The sequence below is a fragment of the Allobosea sp. LjRoot90 genome, assembly GCF_964254315.1.
Classification (GTDB): Bacteria; Pseudomonadota; Alphaproteobacteria; order Rhizobiales; family Beijerinckiaceae; genus Allobosea.
Window position 1 is genome coordinate 456323 of sequence record NZ_CAXUTF020000001.1, and the last position, 17443, is coordinate 473765.

A 17443-nucleotide genomic window follows, 5' to 3' on the forward strand; every position below is an offset into this window, starting at 1 on the left:
TAGGGCGTTTGCCCGGTTATAGCGCGGTTGGAGCCTAAGTCAGTGGGCACGCGGCGACAGATGGCTCTGCGCCGATGCGCAGGCGCCGCGAAGGACGTGGAGCAGGGCAAGGCGAGCGGCCGGCTTCACGTGGGTAGCCGGGCAGCCTGCGGTGGTCGATACGCGTCCCGCACAGTCGAGCGATTGACGAGGCCCGTCTCGGTTTTCAGAAGCGACAGCAGATTGAGCGTGGCGGGGCTGAGATAGCCGCCTCGGCGAATGACGGCATAGACGGGATTGGCCACCTTGAGGTCAGCGATCGCGATGGTGGCCAGCGAGCCGGCGCGCAGCTCTTCCTCGATCGCGCTTTCCGGCAATAGCGCGAGGCCAAGGCCGGCCTCGACCAATCGCTTCATCGCGTTGAGGCTGTCGACGGGCGTCCAGCGGATCTCGCCGATTCCGCGTGCCTGAAACTGCGCGAATATGTTGTCCGCGAAGCTTTCGCGCAGATCATAGGCATTGCGGAAGGCGAACCAGCGCTCATCGCGCAAGGCCGACATCGACGTCAGGCCTTTACCGGCGAAGGGATGTTCGGGGGCACATGCGACGGCCATGGCTTCCGATGCGATGTGCTCGCAGACGAGGTCGGGCGCGATATCGAGAAGATAGCGCAGTCCAATCATGGCTTCGCCACGCCTCACCAACTCGCTGACTTCGGCGCTCGTGGCGGTGCTGATCGACAGATCGATGCCAGGATGATCGGCCGTGAAGCGTTTCAGCACGGCGGTGAGGTTCGATCCAGCGAGCGTGCCGACGGTGACGAGCGCGACACGGCCGGCAGCGCCCGTGCGCATCGCCGCGATCGCGCTCTGCGCATCGCGCAGCGCGGCCAGCACGCGTTCGGCATGGGGCAGTAATACTCCGCCTGCTTCACTGAGCACCACTCCACCGGCAGCTCGCTCGAACACCGGCACGCCGAGTTCGCCTTCGAGCAACGCGATGCGCCGGCTGATCGCCGGTTGCGAGCGGCCGAGGATTTCAGCGGCGCGGGAAAACCCGTTGGCGTGATGGATGGTGACAAAGGTCTCGAGGGCTTCGCTGTCCATGTTCATGCAAAAAGCTGATCGCTATTAGAGATACTATGACTTCGACAGATGGCCGTGCAAGCGGCATTAATGGACATGACGAAGGCGCCAAGGCGCGAACCGGATGGTGTCGACACATGCAGGTGATGACTTCGACAGACGGTGATCCCGCCCATGTTCGCGCGGCGCCGTCCCATCCTGACCCGTACCCCTATTATGCCCGTCTCTCGCGCGCGCGGCCGTTTTTCCGAGACGAGATCAATGGCTGGTGGGTGGCTGCGAGCGCCGCTTCTGTCGCCGAGGTCCTGGCCAGCCCCGTCTGTCTTACCCGCCCCTTGAACGGGCCGGTCCCAGAGGCGTTACGCGGCGGCGCGGCAGCAGAGATTTTCGGTCGGCTCGTGCGCCTGCGCGACGATGAGGCCCATGGCAAACTCAAGGATGCGGTAGCAGGCGCCCTGGCCAGCATCGACCTTCGTCAGGTCGCGGATACTGCGCGGCGGCGTGCGGCCGAGCTCTACAGCGAGCTTGGGCCGGCCCGCGACACATCGTGGATCGCCCGGTTCATGTTCGCGCTGCCGGTGCAGGTCATCGCTCACCTGCTCGGCATTCCCCAGAGGCACTTCGGCGACGTGATGGGTTGGCTCGGCGATTATGGCGCCGCCGCAGCGGCTGCCGGAACTGGAATCCCGGCAGCGACACCCGAGATGATTGCGCGCGGGCACCGCGGCGCGAAAGCGCTGCTGGACCTTGTCGGCACGCTAGCGGACGACCCCGAGCGGCGCGGGCCACTGTTCGATGCGCTGATCCGGGAGGCGGCGCGCCTCGGATGCGACGACAAGGATGTGATCGTCAACGCCATTGGTTACATGATCCAGGGCTATGCCGGGACCGCGTCGCTGATCGGGTCGACCCTTCTCGCACTCGCGCGAGACCCGGCGTTGTGTGCAAAGGTCGACGCCGACAGGACCTTGTTGCGTCCGCTTATTGGGGAGGTGGCGCGGCACGATACCGTGACCAGCAGCACCTTTCGCTTCATGGCGCGCGATGGCGCGATCGCTGGTCACGAGCTCCGCCAGGGTGAGATGATCATCGTCCTGCTGGCAGCGGCCAACCGCGATCCCACGCTCAATCCCGATCCCGATCGACTCGAAATTGCGCGGGCGGACCGGAAATCCTTTGAATTCGGCGCCGGCGCGCACGCTTGCCCGGCAGACAAGGCCGCCTCCCTGCTCGTCGAGATCGCAGTCGACCATCTGCTGACCTGGCGCGTGCCTCTCGACCGTCTCGAGGCATCGTTGACCTATGCCACGTCCGGACATGTCCGCACGCCCTTGTTCAAAGATTGAGGGGAAGATTGGTGTCCGCTACTGGCGCGGAGCCGCCGCTTTTAGGCGACGCCTAAGCGCATCGCGTACGCCGCTTCACCAGCCGATAGCCCCTACCGCCCTATCACCCCGCGCCGGCGCAGCAGGAACAGGGTCAGCATCGAGGCGGCGAGGCAGGCCACGGCGACCAGCCCGGCGCCAAAGTCCCACTCCACCCAGGGCAGCCCCTTCACATTGATGCCGAACAGGCCGGTGATGAAGGTCGCCGGCAGAAACAGCGCCGTCAGGATCGAGAGCGTATAGAGCTGCCGGTTGGTCTGGTTGGCGGAGCGCACGGCGATCTCGTCCTGGAGCAGGCGGGCGCGGTCCTGAACCGATTGGATGTCCTGGCGCAGCGTGTCGACCCGCAGCAGCAGCCGGAGTGCGCTGGCCCGGACCGCTTCCGGCGCCGAGCGGCCCGAGGGCGTCTCGGCGAAGCGCCGGAAGAGGAGGTGCAGCCCGGCGAGCTGGCGGTGCAATTGCACGGCCGAGCGGCGGACGGCGCCGACGCGTTGCGGGCCATCCTGCAGTTTGTCGAGCAGGATCTGGTCTTCGACGCTGTCGATCTCGTCGGAGAGCCTGACGACCGCATCGGTGACGTCATCGATCAGATACTCGATGATGTGTTCGAACAGTTCGGCCGGGGAGCCGATCCGTTCGCCGGCATTGAGGGCCTCGACCGTCTTGCGGATGGATTGCAGCGCCTCGCGCCGCCCGGTCAGCAGGAAGCGCTCGCCGACCGCCCAGGCGAGTGTCCCGACATTGTCGGTACGATCGACGATGTCGCGGGTGAGATCATGGGCGATGCCCCAGACCAGACTGGCGGTGTGGTCGAGCCGCTGATGGGTTTCGCGCGAGAGCAGGAGCTCGCGCGCTGCCGGCGGCAATTCCTTGCGCTCGTCGATCCAGGATTGGGCCCTGGTGTGGACGAGGTCGAGATGCAGCCAGACGAAGCCTTGGTCCGGCGCCAGCGTCGGCACTTCGTCGCGCGGCATCAGTTCAGGCGTGCCGTTCGCGTCGAAACGATAGGCCCAGACAATGCCTGTCTGCGACTGCAGGTCGTTCATTTGGAATGTACGCCTGTCCATGAGCGGCGGCCTCGTCGGACTGCTGGTGGCCCGACGGCAGTATCGGCCCCGCGCCGAAGGTGGCGCAGGGCCGATTACCGGCTCAGAAGACCTGGCGCAACAGCACGAACAAGGTGCCGGAGATCAGGATGGCGCAGGGCAGAGTGAGCACCCAGGCCATCAGCATGTTGCGCACCGTCGACATCTGCAGGCCGGACTTGTTGGCCGCCATGGTGCCGGCGACGCCGGAGGACAGGATATGCGTGGTCGAGACCGGCAGGCCGTAGATGTCGGCGGCCGCGATCGTGCCGGCGGCGACGAGCTCGGCCGAGGCGCCCTGGGCGTAGGTCAGATGCTGCTTGCCGATCTTCTCGCCGACGGTGACGACGATGCGCTTCCAGCCGACCATAGTGCCGAGGCCGAGCGCGATCGCGACGGCGACCTTGACCCAGAACGGGATGAACTTGGTCGCGTCGTCGAGCGAGGCCTTGTAGGCGGTCATGATCTTCAGGTCGTCGGCCGAGAAAATCTTCTCTTCCTTCTTGTCGGCCTTGAAGATGAAGCGCAGCGCCTCGGAGGCGAGATACATGTCGTTCCGGGCGTTGGCGACGGCGGTGGCCGGGAACTTGGAGGGGTGGCCGTAGGTCTCGATCGTCTTGACGATCTCCTTGTTCAGCGCCGAGAGCGCCGGGAAGGTCGAGTCGTCGATCTTCCGCTCCGAGACGTAGCGGGTCACGTTCTGGCGCGGATCGCCGATGATGGCGTAGCCCAGCGCCTTCTGGTCGATGACGGCGCTGGCGGCGATGGCGCTGCGGCGGAAATTGTCGAGATCGCCGGCCGGGATAGCGCGGTTCAGCGCATAGGCCGTCGGCGCGCAGCCGATCAGGATCAGCATGATCAGGCCCATGCCCTTCTGGCCGTCATTCGAGCCATGGGCGAAGGAGACGCCGGTGCAGGTCGCGATCAGCACGCCGCGGATCCAGAGCGGCGGCGGCTTGTTGCCCTTGGGTTCGGCATAGAGCTCGGGATTGCGCACCATGAGCTTGAGCGTCAGGAAGACCAAAGCGGCGGCGATGAAACCGAACAGCGGCGAGATCAGCAGCGACCAGCCGATCTCGGTCGCTTTGGTCCAGTCGACGCCGGAGGTGCCGCTGGAGGCGTTGTAGATCTGGTTGGCGAGGCCGACGCCGATGATCGAGCCGATCAGCGTATGCGAGGACGAGGCGGGCAGGCCGAGCGCCCAGGTGCCCAGATTCCAGATGATCGCGGCGATGAGTAGGGCGAAGACCATGGCGAAGCCGGCACCCGAGCCGACATTCAGGATGAGCTCGACCGGCAGCAGCGAGATGATGCCGAAAGCGACCGCGCCGGTCGACAACATCACGCCGAGAAAGTTGAAGAAGCCCGACCAGACCACCGCGAGCGGCGCGGGCATGGCGTGGGTGTAGATCACGGTCGCGACCGCGTTGGCGGTATCGTGGAAGCCGTTGACGAACTCGAAGCCGAGCGCGATCAGCATGGCGATGCCGAGGAGCAGGAAGGGCAGCCAGGTCGTCGCTGGCATGCCCGCACCGCTGATGTCCTGATAGAGCGACCAGACGGTGTAGCCGAGGCCGAGCGTCATGATCGCGGCGAAGACCAGGCCGGCAATCGCGCCCTGAGGCGCGTCGAGTTTCGGTTTTCCGGTCCCGGGCTCCGAGCCTCGGTCGTGATCCATCGTGATGCTGCTCATGGCGACGTCCCCGCAACTGCCGTTGAGATGCGGGGAAGCTGAGCGGCGTTGCCGACAGTCTGATGACGATCGAGCGTATTGATGCCAAGTTGTTGACGGTTTTGAAGCGTTCGATAAGTCTAGTTGTACGACTTTGGTCTAATCAATGAGGTTTTTACGAGACTCTCTTCTCAGTCGCTGGAGGCTCAGTCGTCGTCGCGCGTCGCCAGCGAACCCGTCGTCGCGACGTCGCGTGCCTGCGCCGATTTTGGAATCTTGCCGGGCGGCGCGAATTTCAGCGGCGTGTTGCCGGCGGCCTTCGGCGTCCTCAGGCCTGCCGGGCTAGCCGGGGGCTTGGGCGTGGTGGCGACCTTGGGCTCGTTGCCGCGCCATTTGCGGGCGCCGATGTCGAAGCGGCCGTCGCGCCAGGCGGCGAATTCGCGTTCCGTGCCGAAGAAGGCGTTGCGGTCGACGTCGCCGGTGATGCCGGGCACGCGGCCGGTGGTGGTGAACTGCCAGAACTCCCATTGCTTGCGCTCATAGCGGTGCTTGAGCGGGGCGGCGGTCGAACGCAGCCAGTAGGGGTGGTCGTTGAACTCGCCTTCGAGCACGTCCTCGTGGAAGGTGATGTCGGTGTAAATGATCGGCTTCTTGCCGGTGTGCTCCTGCAGGCCCCTGAGCATCTCGCGGATCTTGGCGAGCGCCTTCTCGCGCGGAATCTTTTTGCCGCATTTGCTGGATTCGCCGTTCCATTCGACGTCGAGCACCGGGGGCAAGGCGTCGGGGTCGCGCGGGATATTGCGCTTGAACCAGCGTACCTGATCCTTGGCCGGCCGGCACCAGTAGACAAAATGGTAGGCGCCGCGCGGCACGCCGGCCGCCTTCGCTTCAGCCCAGTTGCGCCGAAAGCTCGGGTCGAGATGGTCGCCGCCCTCGGTCGCCTTGATGAAGGCGAAGCGGGTGCCGGCGTCCTTGACCCTGGCCCAGTCGATCTCGCCCTGCCAGCGCGAGATGTCGATGCCCTGGATCGAGCGCTGGCGCGCATCGCGCACCCCGGCATGCGGGGAGGCATCGCCCTTCTTCGGGTAAAGCGCCAGCGCGGGCCCGGCGCAGAGCAGGCCGAGAACGGCGGCGGCGAACGCCTGCAACGGCAAAGCTGTGGCCGACCGCGCTTCTGGACTGGTCTCAGCGCGCCGCGCCATGCTTGTCTCCCGTTCGCGGGACAAGGATAGGCGGCGGCCGAGTTAAGAGGTGGTTAGCATTCGAGTGGCCGGCTTCAGGCTTGGTTAACCGGCGGGAGGCTGGCGATGGACGACCCGGAAGGCGCGGGGAAAGACAAGGGCAGCCGGATCCTGGCCTACGGCGTCCATGTTTTGACGGCGCTCGGCGCCGCGCTCGGCTTGCTGGCGCTGCAGGCGGTTTTCATGGGCGACCTGGCGCAGGCCTTCGCCTGGCTGGGCGTGGCGTTGGTCGTCGATGCGGTCGACGGGCCACTGGCGCGGCGCTTCGCGGTCAAGGAGCGGGCGAGGCGCTATGACGGGGCGCAGCTCGACCTCGTCGTCGACTTCGTCACCTATGTCTTCGTGCCCGCCGCGATGTTGCTGCGGCCGGAGGTGATAGCGCAGCCCTATGGGGTCATCGCCGGCCTCATCGTGACGCTGACGAGCGCGCTCTATTTCGCCGACACCGGCATGAAGACGGACGACTGGTGGTTCCGCGGTTTCCCGGCGGTCTGGAATATCGTGGTGTTCTACATCGTCGCCTTCGTGCCGCCGGCCTGGCTGGCGCTGGCGGTCATCCTGATCGCGACGGCGCTGATGTTCCTGCCGGTCGTGTTCGTGCACCCGGTGCGCGTGCGGCGCTGGCGCGGGCTGACATTGGCGCTGCTGGCGCTGTGGGGCGCCGCGGCCGTCGCTACGATCTGGCAGGGGATGGCGCCGGACGTCTGGAGCAAGGCCGGGTTGGCGCTGGCGGCCTGCTATTTCGTCGGGCTCGGCCTAGCGCGGGCGCGGGTGGGCTGAACTTCGTCCGTCTTTCCGGGGCGCGGCAAAGCCGCGAGCCCGGAACCCAGAACCGAAGCCTGTTCCGATAAGCGCTCCAAGGCCGGTTCCCAGATGATTCAATCTATCGGTTCTGGGTTCCAGGCTCAGGCCTTTCGGCCTGCCCCGGAAAGACGGTTGCACGTCCGGCCCGGCGCTACTCGGAATCCAGCGCGGTGTCGTCGACGACCTCGCCGAGCGGCGCGGGCTCGAAAGAGGCGGCAGCGACCGGCCTGCTCGCGCCCGGCATCGCCGCCACGGGCGTGTGCTCGGGGCCGGGGCTCGGATTCGGGGGCGCCGGGCGCTGGCGCGTCCAGGTCCGCGTGCCGATGTCGAAGCGGCCCTCGCGCCAGCCGGTGAACTCGCCCTCATTGCCATAGAAGGCGTTGCGGTCGACATCGCCCCTGATGCCGGGGACGCGGCCGGTGGTGGTGAACTGCCAGAAGGCCCAGGGCCGGTTGTCGTAGCGGACCTCGGGCTTCGCCGCGGTCGAGCGGATCCAGTAGGCGTAGTCGTTGAACTCGCCTTCCAGAATGTCCTTGTGGAAGGTGATGTCGGTGTAGATCACCGGCTTCTTGCCGGTGAGCTGCTCGAGCTCGGTCAGCATCAACCGGATCTTCTCAAGCGCCAGGGAGCGCTCGACCTTCTTCGGGCAGGTCTTGGAGTGGCCGTTCCATTCGAGGTCGAGCACCGGCGGCAGCGCGTCGGGATCGCTCGGGATCTGCTGCTTGAACCAGACCGCCTGTTCATGGGCCGGGCGGCACCAGTAGACGAAGTGATAGGCGCCGCGCGGCACGCCGGCGCGGCGCGCGCCTTCCCAGTTCCTCTGGAAGGCCGGGTCGACATGGTCGCCGCCCTCGGTCGCCTTGATGTAGACGAAGCGGGTGCCGGCGCCCTTGACCGCGGCCCAGTCGATCTCGCCCTGCCAGCGCGAGATGTCGATGCCCTGGATCGGGTAGCGCCTGGCAGCCTCGACGCCGGGATGCGGGCGCGCATCGCCCTTGGCCGGATAGTTGTCCAAACCGACGCAGCCGCCCAGCCCTGTCAGGGCGGTGAGCAGCGCGAAGGGGGCCAAGGAAAAGGGTTTCATGCGGCGGGCGGTCATTTCCCGGACAATTAAGGAGAAAGCTTGACGCCCGGTTTACGTTACCGGTTTTTCCGCTCCTGTCAGGTGAAACGCAGCAGCAGCGTCGCGATGCCGAGGAAGGAGAAGAAGCCAACCACGTCGGTGATGGTGGTGACGAAGGTACCGGACGCGATCGCGGGATCGATGCCAGCCTTGTCGAGTGTCAGCGGCACGGCGACACCGGCAAGCGCCGCGATGATCAGGGTCGCGACCATGGCGAGGCCGATGACCACGCCGAGCATGGGGTTGCCGAACCAGAAGCCGGCGACCAGCGCGGTGATGAGCGCGAAGGCGACGCCGTTGAGCACGCCGACGACCATCTCGCGCCGGAAGAAGCGGCCCATGTTCCAGCCGCCGAGTTCGCCGGTGCCGAGCGCGCGGACCGCCACGGTCATCGTCTGGGTCGCGGCGTTGCCGCCCTGGCTGGCGACGATCGGCGCGAGCACGGCAAGCGCGACGAGCTTGCCGAGCTGCTCCTCGAACATTGCCATCACGGAGGCGCTGACGAAGGCCGCTATCAGGCTGATGAAACGCCAGCGGAAGCGGCCAAGCGCGACCTGGCGTACCGAGTCGGAAATCTCTTCTTCCGCGTCGACGCCGGCGAGCTGCTTGACGTCGTCGTCGCCGGCCTCCTCGATGACGTCGACGATGTCGTCGATGGTCATGACGCCGACCAGGCGGCCGGCTGCATCGATCACCGGCGCGGCGACGAGATTGTAGCGCTGGAACATGCGCGCCACGTCCTCGACGTCGTCGGTCGCCTGCACGACGCGGCGATCGTCCTCGACGAGATCGGCGACGCTGACCGGGCGCTGGGTGCGCAGCAACTGGTCGAGCCTGACGGTGCCGACGAAATGGTGGCTGGGGTCGGCGACGAAGATCTCGAAGAAGCGCTCGGGCAGGTCTTCGGTCTCGCGCAGGAAGTCGATGGTGTGGCCGACCGTCCAGAACGGCGGCACCGCGATCACCTCGGGCTGCATGCGTCGGCCGGCCGAGCCTTCGGGATAATCGAGGCCCTGCTGCAGCACCGTCCGCTCGGCCGGCGTCAGCTTGTCGAGAATCTCGCGCTTGTCGGCCTCGTCGAGGTCCTCGAGGATGTAGACCGCGTCGTCGGTGTCGAGATCGCGTACGCCCTCGGCGACCGTCTCCGGGGAGAGTTCCTCGAGAATCTCCTCGCGGACGGCATCGTCGACCTCGGTGAGCGCGGTGAAGTCGAAATCGACGCCGAGCAGCGAGATCAGCTTCGGGCGCTCATCGGCGTCGAGAGCCTCGATCAGGTCGCCGAGATCGGCCTCGTGCAACTCGGCGACGAGCTGGCGCAGCGTCGTGACGTCGGAGAGCAGGACGGCTTGGGAGACCTGCTCGACGAATCCGGCATCGATTGCGCCGTCCTCGTCGCGGACCCGGCGTTCCAGCGTCTCGTCCGGAGCGTGCTCGGCTTCCACCATGGGTCGCTCCGCGATTCGAGGAGAGGGGATTGGGCGTAGGAGAGTCGCGCGGGAGCGCGTCAGCGCCCTTGTGTCAGCGCCGTCGTTACAAGGCAACGCGCGGGGAGCGGATTCGATGCAATCGCAACGAAAAACGGCGATCCTTGCGGATCGCCGTTTCCTGGGCCTTAGCCCTAAACTGGTGCGGTCAAGAGGACTCGAACCTCCACGGGTCTCCCCGCTACCACCTCAAGGTAGTGCGTCTACCAATTCCGCCATGACCGCAGCGGCTCTTGGAGGGCACCGCGCTGTGGCGGTGAACTCCGGAGCGGCGCGGGTCTAGCAAAAGCCGTGAGCCGGGACAAGCCCCGTTCGGACTGTGCTGTTGACGAAGTTGGTGCGGCCGGAGATCGTCACGGCACAACGCTGCCGGCCACACGCCCATATGGCGCAGCCGGCTCAGCGATAATCGCCGCCAGTCTGCGCACCCGCGCCGGCCATGGGCGGGCTCGGGAGGACGGCGATGCGCGCAGTTTCCATTGCTCTGGCCCTGAACGCCTGCCTGGCTGCGACAATGGCGCAGGCTGCGTGCCCCGACGCGGCCGCGATCAGCGGCTTCGTCGCGGATTGGGAAGCGAAGCGCCCGGCCAAGGCCTTGGCCGTGGCGAATGTCGAGGATGCGACCTGCGCACGCGGTAAGCTCGTCGCCGAACTCCACGGCAAGCTCGGCAAGATCGTGGGCTACAAGGCCGGCCTGACCGCCAAGGCCGTGCAGGAGCGCTTCAAGGCCGACGGGCCGGTGAGCGGCGTCCTGTTCGACAGCATGATCCTGAAGGACGGAGCGCGCCTGCCGGCGGCCTACGGCGCCCGCGCCGTGTGGGAAGCCGACATGCTTCTCGTCGTCAAGGATGATGGCATCAATGCCGTGAAGACTCCGGAGGAGGCACTGCGGCATCTTTCCGGCATGCGTCCCTTCATCGAGCTGCCGGATCTGGCGCTGGCGCCGAGCGAGACGCTCGACGGCGTGCAGCTGCTGGCAATCAACGTCGCCGCTCGCTTCGGTGTCGCCGGCGCCGAGGTGCCGCTCAAGGCCGATGCGGCGACACTTGCGCTGCTCGCCGAGACCAAGATCGTTGCGACCGATGGCGGCGGTGCGGTGCTCGCCGAGGGAACCGGCGCCGCGACGCTCGGCAACCCGCTCAACGCGGTAGTCTGGCTCGTACAGGATCTGGCCAAGACCGGCCGCAAGCTCGCCGCCGGCGACCTGATCAGCGTCGGCTCGTTCTCGCCGCTGACCCCGCCGAAGCCTGGCCAGCAGATCACCGTTCGGTATGAGGGCTTCGCCGGCACGCCGAAGGTCAGTGTCCAGTTCGAATGAGCGCCGGACCGGGCCGCTTCAGCGTCTCGGTCTCCGTCTCTAGCGTTCCGATCCTGCGAGCGCTGGGCGCGCAACGCCGGCGGCCTCGGTGATCAGCCAAGTGCAGAAGCTCTCGATCTTACGATTCGAAGGCGATTTGGTCCGCGCAACGTAATAGTACTCGGTGTGCGCGAACCCTAGCGGCGCAACCAAGCGACCAGCCTCGATATCGTTCATGACGAGATGCCAGGGGGCGATGCATATCCCCAGCCCGGCGCTGGCCGCCTCCAATGTATAGTAATAGTGATCGAACACCGCTCCAGTCGCATCGATCACCTCAAGCCCGGCCGCAGCGCACCACATCGGCCAGGCGTTTTCACGAGTCTTCGTGTGAAGCAGAAGGTGCGGAAGCAAGTCGTCCGCGGACCGGAACTGCACATCCGGCCGCGCCACCGGGCCAAGCAATTCCTGAAATAGTACATGCGTTTGTGGCCTGTCGCGGTTCGGACGAAAGTGCTCGTCGACCACGATCTCGATATCGAAGCGCTTGTGGCTGCGAAGAGCGGAATAATCGGTGGCGCTGAGGCGGACATCGACCTCGGGGTAAAGCTCCCGGAAGCCGTGCAGACGAGGTATCAGCCAGCGCATCAGGAAGGTGCTGAGGCAGCCGACGTCGAGGACCTCGTCCTCGGCGCGAATGGCCGTCTGAACGGCGGTCTCGATCTGATCGAAAGCGGAGGAAAGCGAGGGCAGCAAGGCTTGTCCGGCCGGGGTCAATCGCGGCCTCGTCCGTGGTCCGGCGAAGAGAGCGACGCCGAGAACAGCCTCCAGATGCTTGATCTGCCGGCTGATTGCGCCGTGGGTGACAGCGAGTTCGTCGGCGGCTGTGCTCATCCGGCCGAGACGCGCCGCAGCTTCAAACGAGCGCAGCGCATTCAATGGGATCGGCCGTCGCTTCATTTTGTGAGTTTATCACACATAGAAGCTGCCAAGATATCGGTTTGATTCAGGAGCCATTCCGAACATAAACGCTCGAAAATACCCTCTGAAGCGCCCGATATTGAAGGATTGAGACATGCCGTTTGTCCGCACTTCGGTTCGAAAAGACACAGACCAAGCCCGGGTAGCCGCGATCGTCGATGGCATTCACCAGGCGCTTGTCGCTGCGATCGGCATGCCGGTCGACGAGCTTTTCAATCTCGTCTCGGAATATGAGCCGGAGAAGTTTTTCTACAGTCGCTCGTTCAACGGCATCGCCCGCTCTGACGATCTGGTCGTCATCGAGATCACGCTGCGTCGAGGTCGTAGCGATGCAATGAAGCGCGCGCTGTATGCGGCGATTGCCGAGAATTTGTCAGCGGCCGGCGTTTCACCCAAAGACATCTTCATTTTCATGCACGAGAACGACTATTCCGACTGGTCGGTCGGCAACGGCGTCTTCGCCATGTCTATCGTTCAGCAGCGCGGCACCGATGGGTGAGATTGCGCCGACTCTCGCCGCAGGAACTCAGGCCGCGTCGGCGACGGTTTCGAGCGAGTAGACGGTCGGGCGCTTCAACATCTCGGTGATCTCGACCGAGATTCGCGTTCCAGCGACGACGACATGGCCCTTGGCGAAGGGGTGGTTGTTGGCGAGAATCTGGACCTCGTCGTTCTCGGTCGCGTTGAGCTCGATGATCGCGCCGCGGCCCATGCGCAGCAATTTGTAGATCGGCATCTGCGCCGAGCCGAGCACCACCGTCAGCTCTACCGCGACGTGATCGAGATCAGCCTTCAAAACCCGCCTCCGCAGACCTACTTCAAAATGATTCCACGAACTTGCCAGCGACGCGGAAACCGGCGCATGAGCAGCGGTGAAGCGATCGGACGCCGCACCGGTTGCCAAGAGTTGAACAAACTAGGTTAAGCCATAGTGAAGACGCGCGAGGCGCTGTCGGTCTCGTTCCTGCCGGAGGCGGGTTCAGAGCCGGTCGAATGGGTGATCGCCGACGAACCGGTCGGCTATGAGGCTGCCGTCGCCGAGATGGAAGCCCGTGCCGCGCTGATCGCGGACGGTGTTGCGCGCGAGCGCGTCTGGCTGGTCGAGCACCCGGCGCTCTATACCGCCGGCACCTCGGCGAAGGATGAGGATTTGCTGACGCCGGAGCGTTTTCCCGTGCATCGCACGGGGCGCGGTGGGCAGTTCACCTATCACGGCCCCGGCCAGCGCGTCGCCTATGTGATGCTCGACCTGAAGCGGCGCGAGCCGGATTTGCGCCGCTTCGTCTCGGCGCTGGAAGCCTGGCTGATCGGCACGCTCGGCGCCTTCAACATCCGCGGCGAGCGGCGCGAGGAGCGCGTCGGTGTCTGGGTGCGGCGGCCTGAGAAAGGGGCGGATGCCGAAGACAAGATCGCCGCGCTCGGTATCCGCGTCCGGCGCTGGGTCTCCTTCCACGGCATTTCGCTCAATGTCGAACCGGAACTGGCGCATTTCGACGGCATCGTGCCTTGCGGTGTCTCCGACCAGGGCGTGACTTCGCTGGTCGATCTCGGCCTGCCGGTGACGATGCCGGAGGTCGACAGCGCATTGCGGGCCGAGTTCGAGCAGATTTTCGGCCCGACCGTTGCCGTTTCCTGACGTTTACCTTCCGTTGACCATCCGCCCGGATGCTCTCCCCGTGACGCAAATCATGGGGACGATGATGAAAACAGTCATCTTCGCAGGCTGCCTGGCAGCCCTGCTTTCTGCTTGCACCAGCACCGAAGAGCGCATCGCGGGCGCCGCCGCCGGGGCTGGCACCGGGGCTATCGTCGGCGGGCCGATCGGCGCCGTCGCGGGTGGAGCGATCGGCGCATTCGCGGCTCCGACGGTGACCGGTTCGGTCAAGCGCATGCGCGAATAGCGCTCGAAGCGCGATCGGCTGCTAGGTGGCCGATCGCCCTGGCTGTTCGAAAGCCGCCCTGGAGCGCTCGACCTCGGCCCGGATGACGCAACCTTTGACATGGTCGTTGATCAGCCCCATCGCCTGCATGAAGGCGTAGACGGTGGTGGGGCCGACGAAGCGCCAGCCGCGCTTCTTCAATTCTTTCGACAGGGCGATCGATGCGGCGGAGCTCGAGGCGGTCTGCGGTGCTGCGACTTCATCGGCGGCCGGCTCGTAGCGCCAGATGAACGCCGCCAGCGAGCCGGCTTCGGCGACGATCGCCTGGGCCCGCTGGGCATTGCTGATCACGGCTTCGATCTTGCCGCGATGGCGCACGATCCCTTCGTCGGCGAGGAGGCGGGCAACGTCCTGCTCGGTGAAACCGGCGATGCGATCGAAGTCGAAGCCGGCAAGGGCCCGGCGGAAATTGTCACGCTTGGCGAGGATGGTCCGCCAGCTCAGCCCGGACTGGAACGCCTCGAGCGAGAGTTTCTCGAAGAGACGATGGTCGTCGCCGACCGGGTGCCCCCATTCCGTATCGTGATAGGCGAGGAATTCGGGCGCTGTCGCGCACCAGCGGCAACGCAGCCTGCCGTCCGGCCCCGGGATGGTCATGCTCATGATTGCTCTCCGCTTCCTCCGCCTCGTCAGCCGAGCAGGAAGGCGAGGCGCTCGTCGGCCTTGCCAGGCGCGATCGACAGGATTTCGGCCGTAACGACCTGTTCGGCGACGAACGGATCGTCATTCACGCGGGCCTGAAGCTCCGGCAGCGTGGTGGCGTGCGCCATGATCGCGCCGCCGAGCTTCGGCTGCAGGCTGCCGGCGAGCAGGAAGACGCCGTCGGCGAAGCCGCGCTTCAGCCAGGTATTGTGGCCATTCATCAGCTCGGCCGCCCGGCCGACATTCTCGGAAAATCTGAGCAGGACGATGAACATGCCGGTTGTCTCTTCTGGAAGGGGTGGTGGCTGACCGGCGGGGTCAGGTCGGTGACGGGGAGGGGCGCTGCGCATCCAGCCAGGCATGCATCTGCGCCACCTCCCGACGAATGAAGGCTTCGTCGCGAAAGGCGCTGGCGAGCGCGGCAACGCCCTGGCTGCGGGCCAACAGCTCCATGGCGAGCGCGTCCGCTGCTTCGGCAGCGTGCCCGAGCCGGGCAAATTCGCGACAAAGCCAGTCGCGGAACAGCGTGAAGATCTCGCCGGCCCGGGGGCGGGCGAGATGGTCGAGCTTCGCCAGTTCGTTGCAGAGCGTGCCGACCGGGCAGCCATAGGCCATGATCTTTGCCCGGTTGGCGATCAGCATGTCGATGAAGCTGCGGATGCGGGCGGCGGGGTCGTGATCGCCCTCTGCCCAGGCGGTGAGCATCGCGGCAGTGTTGGCCAGGCGTAGCTCGATGACAGCGTCGAGAATCTCGTCCTTGCTCTTGAAATGATAGTAGAAATTGCCGCGCGAAATCCCGACGGGGCCGGCGATGTCCGCAAAGGAGGTGTGATCGAAGCCGTTCTCGTAGAAGAGCCGGTCAGCCGTCTCGACGATGAGATTACGGGTCGTCTTCTCGGTCACCCCGGCGGCTCCTTGGACTGACGCGCTACTCCTGACGGAGCTCTAGGTCGTTTGTCCTACAACAGCCCTAGGACAAGTGTCCGATACGGTCAAGCGCGACTGCGGCGCCTGGCTCGGCTTTGCGCACGGCGCATCTGCGCGCCGTCGCCTGTTTGCCTTTTGGGCGCGGCGCGCCATAACCCGCACTGAAGAATTGTCGTGAGGGAGCGCGCCGTGGCGGTCATCGAGAGCAAGGTCGATCTCAACTCGGCCGAGGCGCGCGCCAACACGCAAGCCTGGAGTGTGCTGCGCGAGCAATTGACCGAGCGGCGCGCCACGGCCGCGCTCGGCGGCAATGCCCGCTCACGCGAGCGCCATACCTCGCGCGGAAAACTGCTGCCCAGGGAACGCGTGCTGCGCCTGCTCGATCCGGGCTCGGCCTTCCTCGAGATCGGCGCGCTCGCCGCCTTCGACATGTACGACAAGGAAGTGCACGGCGCCGGCATGATCGCCGGCATCGGCCGCGTCGCCGGCCGCGAGGTGATGGTCGTGTGCAACGATGCGACCATCAAGGGTGGCACCTATCACCCGATGACGGTGAAGAAGCATCTGCGCGCCCAGGAGATCGCGCGCGAGAACCGTCTGCCCTGCATCTACCTGGTCGATTCGGGCGGTGCGAACCTGCCGCACCAGACCGAGGTCTTCCCTGACCGCGAGCATTTCGGCCGGATCTTCTACAACCAGGCGACCTTGTCGGGCCTCGGCATCCCGCAGATCGCCGTGGTGATGGGCTCCTGCACCGCCGGCGGTGCCTATGTGCCGGCGATGTCGGACGAGACGGTGATTGTCCGGAACCAGGGCACGATCTTCCTCGGCGGCCCGCCCTTGGTGAAGGCCGCGACCGGCGAGGTCGTCTCGGCCGAGGACCTCGGCGGCGCCGACGTCCATGCCAGGCTTTCGGGCGTTGCCGATCATTATGCCGGCGACGACACCCATGCGCTCGCGATCGCGCGGCGGATCGCCAGCAACTTCAACAGCGTCAAGCGGCCGGATATCGACATCGCCGAGCCGGTCGAGCCGCTCTATGGCGCGGAAGAGCTCGAGTCGGTGGTGCCGACCGACCTCAAGAAACAATACGATGCCCGCGAGATCATTGCCCGGCTGGTTGATGGCTCGCAGCTCGACGAGTTCAAGCCGCTCTATGGCTCGACCCTGGTTACGGGCTTCGCCCGCATCCACGGCATCCCGGTCGGCATCCTGGCCAATAACGGCATCCTGTTCTCGGAGAGCGCGCTGAAGGGCGCGCATTTCATCGAGCTCTGCTGCCAGCGCCGCATCCCGCTGCTTTTCCTGCAGAACATCACCGGCTTCATGGTCGGCCGCGAGGCCGAGACGCGCGGCATCGCCAAGGACGGCGCCAAGCTGGTGACGGCGGTTGCTTCGGCGCGGGTGCCGAAGATCACGGTGCTGGTCGGCGGCTCGTTCGGCGCCGGCAATTACGGCATGTGCGGGCGCGCCTACTCGCCGCGCTTCCTGTTCGCCTGGCCGAACTCGAAGGTCTCGGTTATGGGCGCCGAGCAGGCGGCGAGCGTGCTCGCGACCGTGCGCGGCGACAATCTCGAAGCCGAGGGCAAGCCCTGGACGGCCGAGGACGTCGAAACTTTCAAGGCGCCGATCCGCGACAAGATCGAGGCCGAGGGCTCGCCCTATTTCGCCACCGCCAGACTCTGGGACGACGGCATCATCCTGCCCTCCGAAACGCGCCGGGTGCTGGCGCTGGCCTATTCCGCCTGCCTCAACGCCGAGGTGCCGGAGACGCGGTTTGGCGTGTTCAGGATGTAAG

The 17443-nt window shown here is 65.8% G+C and carries 18 protein-coding genes and 1 tRNA gene; 7 read left to right on the top strand and 12 right to left on the bottom strand.

The genetic code is table 11. The annotated features are described in order from the left end of the window. Positions 1–125: 125 nt before the first annotated feature. Positions 126–1091, bottom strand: coding sequence for a LysR family transcriptional regulator (locus ACSQ3M_RS02215; RefSeq protein WP_436148433.1), 966 nt, complete (start codon positions 1089–1091; stop codon positions 126–128). Positions 1092–1201: 110 nt separating this feature from the next. Between ACSQ3M_RS02215 and ACSQ3M_RS02220 the strand changes: the two genes are divergently transcribed. Continuing rightward, a complete protein-coding gene (locus ACSQ3M_RS02220) occupies positions 1202–2410 on the top strand; it encodes a cytochrome P450 (protein ID WP_436148434.1) in 1209 nt (402 codons plus the stop codon). 92 nt (positions 2411–2502) lie between these two features. On the opposite strand, the gene ACSQ3M_RS02225 is transcribed toward ACSQ3M_RS02220, so the two are convergent. The 3 genes from ACSQ3M_RS02225 to ACSQ3M_RS02235 all read right to left on the bottom strand — a co-directional run bounded on the left by ACSQ3M_RS02225 (position 2503) and on the right by ACSQ3M_RS02235 (position 6408). After that, on the bottom strand, positions 2503–3495 hold the full coding sequence (locus tag ACSQ3M_RS02225; RefSeq protein ID WP_436148435.1) for a CorA family divalent cation transporter: 993 nt from the start codon (positions 3493–3495) through the stop codon (positions 2503–2505). A gap of 103 nt (positions 3496–3598) precedes the next feature. Then, positions 3599–5227, bottom strand: a complete 1629-nt coding sequence (locus tag ACSQ3M_RS02230; protein WP_436148436.1) for an inorganic phosphate transporter — start codon at positions 5225–5227, stop codon at positions 3599–3601. Positions 5228–5412: 185 nt separating this feature from the next. Further along, positions 5413–6408, bottom strand: coding sequence for a glycoside hydrolase family 25 protein (locus tag ACSQ3M_RS02235; protein WP_436148437.1), 996 nt, complete (start codon positions 6406–6408; stop codon positions 5413–5415). Between the two features lie 105 nt (positions 6409–6513). Here ACSQ3M_RS02235 and ACSQ3M_RS02240 point away from each other — a divergent pair, with 105 nt between their 5' ends. Then, positions 6514–7227 (top strand): CDP-alcohol phosphatidyltransferase family protein, encoded by a 714-nt coding sequence (locus ACSQ3M_RS02240; protein WP_436148438.1) that lies wholly within the window; start codon positions 6514–6516, stop codon positions 7225–7227. A 175-nt stretch (positions 7228–7402) separates the two neighbouring features. Here the strand turns inward: ACSQ3M_RS02240 and ACSQ3M_RS02245 are convergent, their stop codons facing one another. The 3 genes from ACSQ3M_RS02245 to ACSQ3M_RS02255 form a co-directional block, all read right to left on the bottom strand. Continuing rightward, the gene (locus ACSQ3M_RS02245) at positions 7403–8335 is read right to left on the bottom strand and encodes a glycoside hydrolase family 25 protein (RefSeq protein ID WP_436148439.1); all 933 of its coding nucleotides are present in this window, start codon (positions 8333–8335) and stop codon (positions 7403–7405) included. A gap of 77 nt (positions 8336–8412) precedes the next feature. After that, a complete protein-coding gene (mgtE, locus tag ACSQ3M_RS02250; protein WP_436148440.1) occupies positions 8413–9819 on the bottom strand; it encodes a magnesium transporter in 1407 nt (468 codons plus the stop codon). A gap of 179 nt (positions 9820–9998) precedes the next feature. Further along, a tRNA-Leu gene (locus ACSQ3M_RS02255) sits at positions 9999–10083 on the bottom strand. A 238-nt stretch (positions 10084–10321) separates the two neighbouring features. Between ACSQ3M_RS02255 and ACSQ3M_RS02260 the strand changes: the two genes are divergently transcribed. Then, positions 10322–11176: a 2-keto-4-pentenoate hydratase gene (locus ACSQ3M_RS02260; protein WP_436148441.1), complete on the top strand. Its 855-nt coding sequence runs from the start codon at positions 10322–10324 to the stop codon at positions 11174–11176. 39 nt (positions 11177–11215) lie between these two features. Here ACSQ3M_RS02260 and ACSQ3M_RS02265 read toward each other — a convergent pair whose 3' ends face one another. Then, entirely contained in the window at positions 11216–12115 is a 900-nt protein-coding gene (locus ACSQ3M_RS02265; protein ID WP_436148442.1) for a LysR substrate-binding domain-containing protein, read from the bottom strand. A gap of 115 nt (positions 12116–12230) precedes the next feature. Between ACSQ3M_RS02265 and ACSQ3M_RS02270 the strand changes: the two genes are divergently transcribed. Beyond that, positions 12231–12635, top strand: a complete 405-nt coding sequence (locus ACSQ3M_RS02270) for a tautomerase family protein (RefSeq protein ID WP_436148443.1) — start codon at positions 12231–12233, stop codon at positions 12633–12635. 27 nt (positions 12636–12662) lie between these two features. On the opposite strand, the gene ACSQ3M_RS02275 is transcribed toward ACSQ3M_RS02270, so the two are convergent. Continuing rightward, entirely contained in the window at positions 12663–12932 is a 270-nt protein-coding gene (locus ACSQ3M_RS02275) for a FliM/FliN family flagellar motor switch protein (RefSeq protein ID WP_126110608.1), read from the bottom strand. Between the two features lie 135 nt (positions 12933–13067). Here ACSQ3M_RS02275 and lipB point away from each other — a divergent pair, with 135 nt between their 5' ends. Next, positions 13068–13772 carry a lipoyl(octanoyl) transferase LipB gene (lipB, locus tag ACSQ3M_RS02280; RefSeq protein WP_436148444.1) on the top strand — a complete coding sequence of 235 codons (705 nt, stop codon included), beginning with the start codon at positions 13068–13070 and terminating at the stop codon, positions 13770–13772. A gap of 13 nt (positions 13773–13785) precedes the next feature. Beyond that, positions 13786–14037 carry a hypothetical protein gene (locus tag ACSQ3M_RS02285; protein WP_436148445.1) on the top strand — a complete coding sequence of 84 codons (252 nt, stop codon included), beginning with the start codon at positions 13786–13788 and terminating at the stop codon, positions 14035–14037. Positions 14038–14058: 21 nt separating this feature from the next. On the opposite strand, the gene ACSQ3M_RS02290 is transcribed toward ACSQ3M_RS02285, so the two are convergent. Genes ACSQ3M_RS02290 through ACSQ3M_RS02300 form a run of 3 tightly spaced genes read right to left on the bottom strand, consistent with a single transcriptional unit; the run spans position 14059 to position 15621 of the window. Further along, a complete protein-coding gene (locus ACSQ3M_RS02290) occupies positions 14059–14679 on the bottom strand; it encodes a DNA-3-methyladenine glycosylase I (RefSeq protein ID WP_436148446.1) in 621 nt (206 codons plus the stop codon). Positions 14680–14705: 26 nt separating this feature from the next. Beyond that, a complete protein-coding gene (locus tag ACSQ3M_RS02295; RefSeq protein WP_436148447.1) occupies positions 14706–14993 on the bottom strand; it encodes a YciI family protein in 288 nt (95 codons plus the stop codon). 43 nt (positions 14994–15036) lie between these two features. Next, the gene (locus ACSQ3M_RS02300) at positions 15037–15621 is read right to left on the bottom strand and encodes a TetR/AcrR family transcriptional regulator (RefSeq protein ID WP_436148448.1); all 585 of its coding nucleotides are present in this window, start codon (positions 15619–15621) and stop codon (positions 15037–15039) included. 213 nt (positions 15622–15834) lie between these two features. On the opposite strand from ACSQ3M_RS02300, the gene ACSQ3M_RS02305 reads away from it, so the two are divergent. Continuing rightward, positions 15835–17442: a carboxyl transferase domain-containing protein gene (locus ACSQ3M_RS02305; RefSeq protein ID WP_436148449.1), complete on the top strand. Its 1608-nt coding sequence runs from the start codon at positions 15835–15837 to the stop codon at positions 17440–17442. The last annotated feature ends 1 nt before the right edge of the window (position 17443 follow it).

Excerpts from the sequence above, each read along its gene's own strand:
- ACSQ3M_RS02295 (WP_436148447.1), bottom strand. The coding sequence starts at position 14,993 with ATGTTCATCGTCCTGCTCAGATTTTCCGAGAATGTCGGCCGGGCGGCC.
- ACSQ3M_RS02245 (WP_436148439.1), bottom strand. The coding sequence starts at position 8,335 with ATGAAACCCTTTTCCTTGGCCCCCTTCGCGCTGCTCACCGCCCTGACA.
- ACSQ3M_RS02270 (WP_436148443.1), top strand. The coding sequence starts at position 12,231 with ATGCCGTTTGTCCGCACTTCGGTTCGAAAAGACACAGACCAAGCCCGG.
- ACSQ3M_RS02215 (WP_436148433.1), bottom strand. The coding sequence starts at position 1,091 with ATGAACATGGACAGCGAAGCCCTCGAGACCTTTGTCACCATCCATCAC.
- ACSQ3M_RS02260 (WP_436148441.1), top strand. The coding sequence starts at position 10,322 with ATGCGCGCAGTTTCCATTGCTCTGGCCCTGAACGCCTGCCTGGCTGCG.
- ACSQ3M_RS02290 (WP_436148446.1), bottom strand. The coding sequence starts at position 14,679 with ATGAGCATGACCATCCCGGGGCCGGACGGCAGGCTGCGTTGCCGCTGG.
- ACSQ3M_RS02225 (WP_436148435.1), bottom strand. The coding sequence starts at position 3,495 with ATGAACGACCTGCAGTCGCAGACAGGCATTGTCTGGGCCTATCGTTTC.
- ACSQ3M_RS02235 (WP_436148437.1), bottom strand. The coding sequence starts at position 6,408 with ATGGCGCGGCGCGCTGAGACCAGTCCAGAAGCGCGGTCGGCCACAGCT.
- mgtE (WP_436148440.1), bottom strand. The coding sequence starts at position 9,819 with ATGGTGGAAGCCGAGCACGCTCCGGACGAGACGCTGGAACGCCGGGTC.
- ACSQ3M_RS02240 (WP_436148438.1), top strand. The coding sequence starts at position 6,514 with ATGGACGACCCGGAAGGCGCGGGGAAAGACAAGGGCAGCCGGATCCTG.
- ACSQ3M_RS02220 (WP_436148434.1), top strand. The coding sequence starts at position 1,202 with ATGCAGGTGATGACTTCGACAGACGGTGATCCCGCCCATGTTCGCGCG.
- ACSQ3M_RS02230 (WP_436148436.1), bottom strand. The coding sequence starts at position 5,227 with ATGAGCAGCATCACGATGGATCACGACCGAGGCTCGGAGCCCGGGACC.
- ACSQ3M_RS02265 (WP_436148442.1), bottom strand. The coding sequence starts at position 12,115 with ATGAAGCGACGGCCGATCCCATTGAATGCGCTGCGCTCGTTTGAAGCT.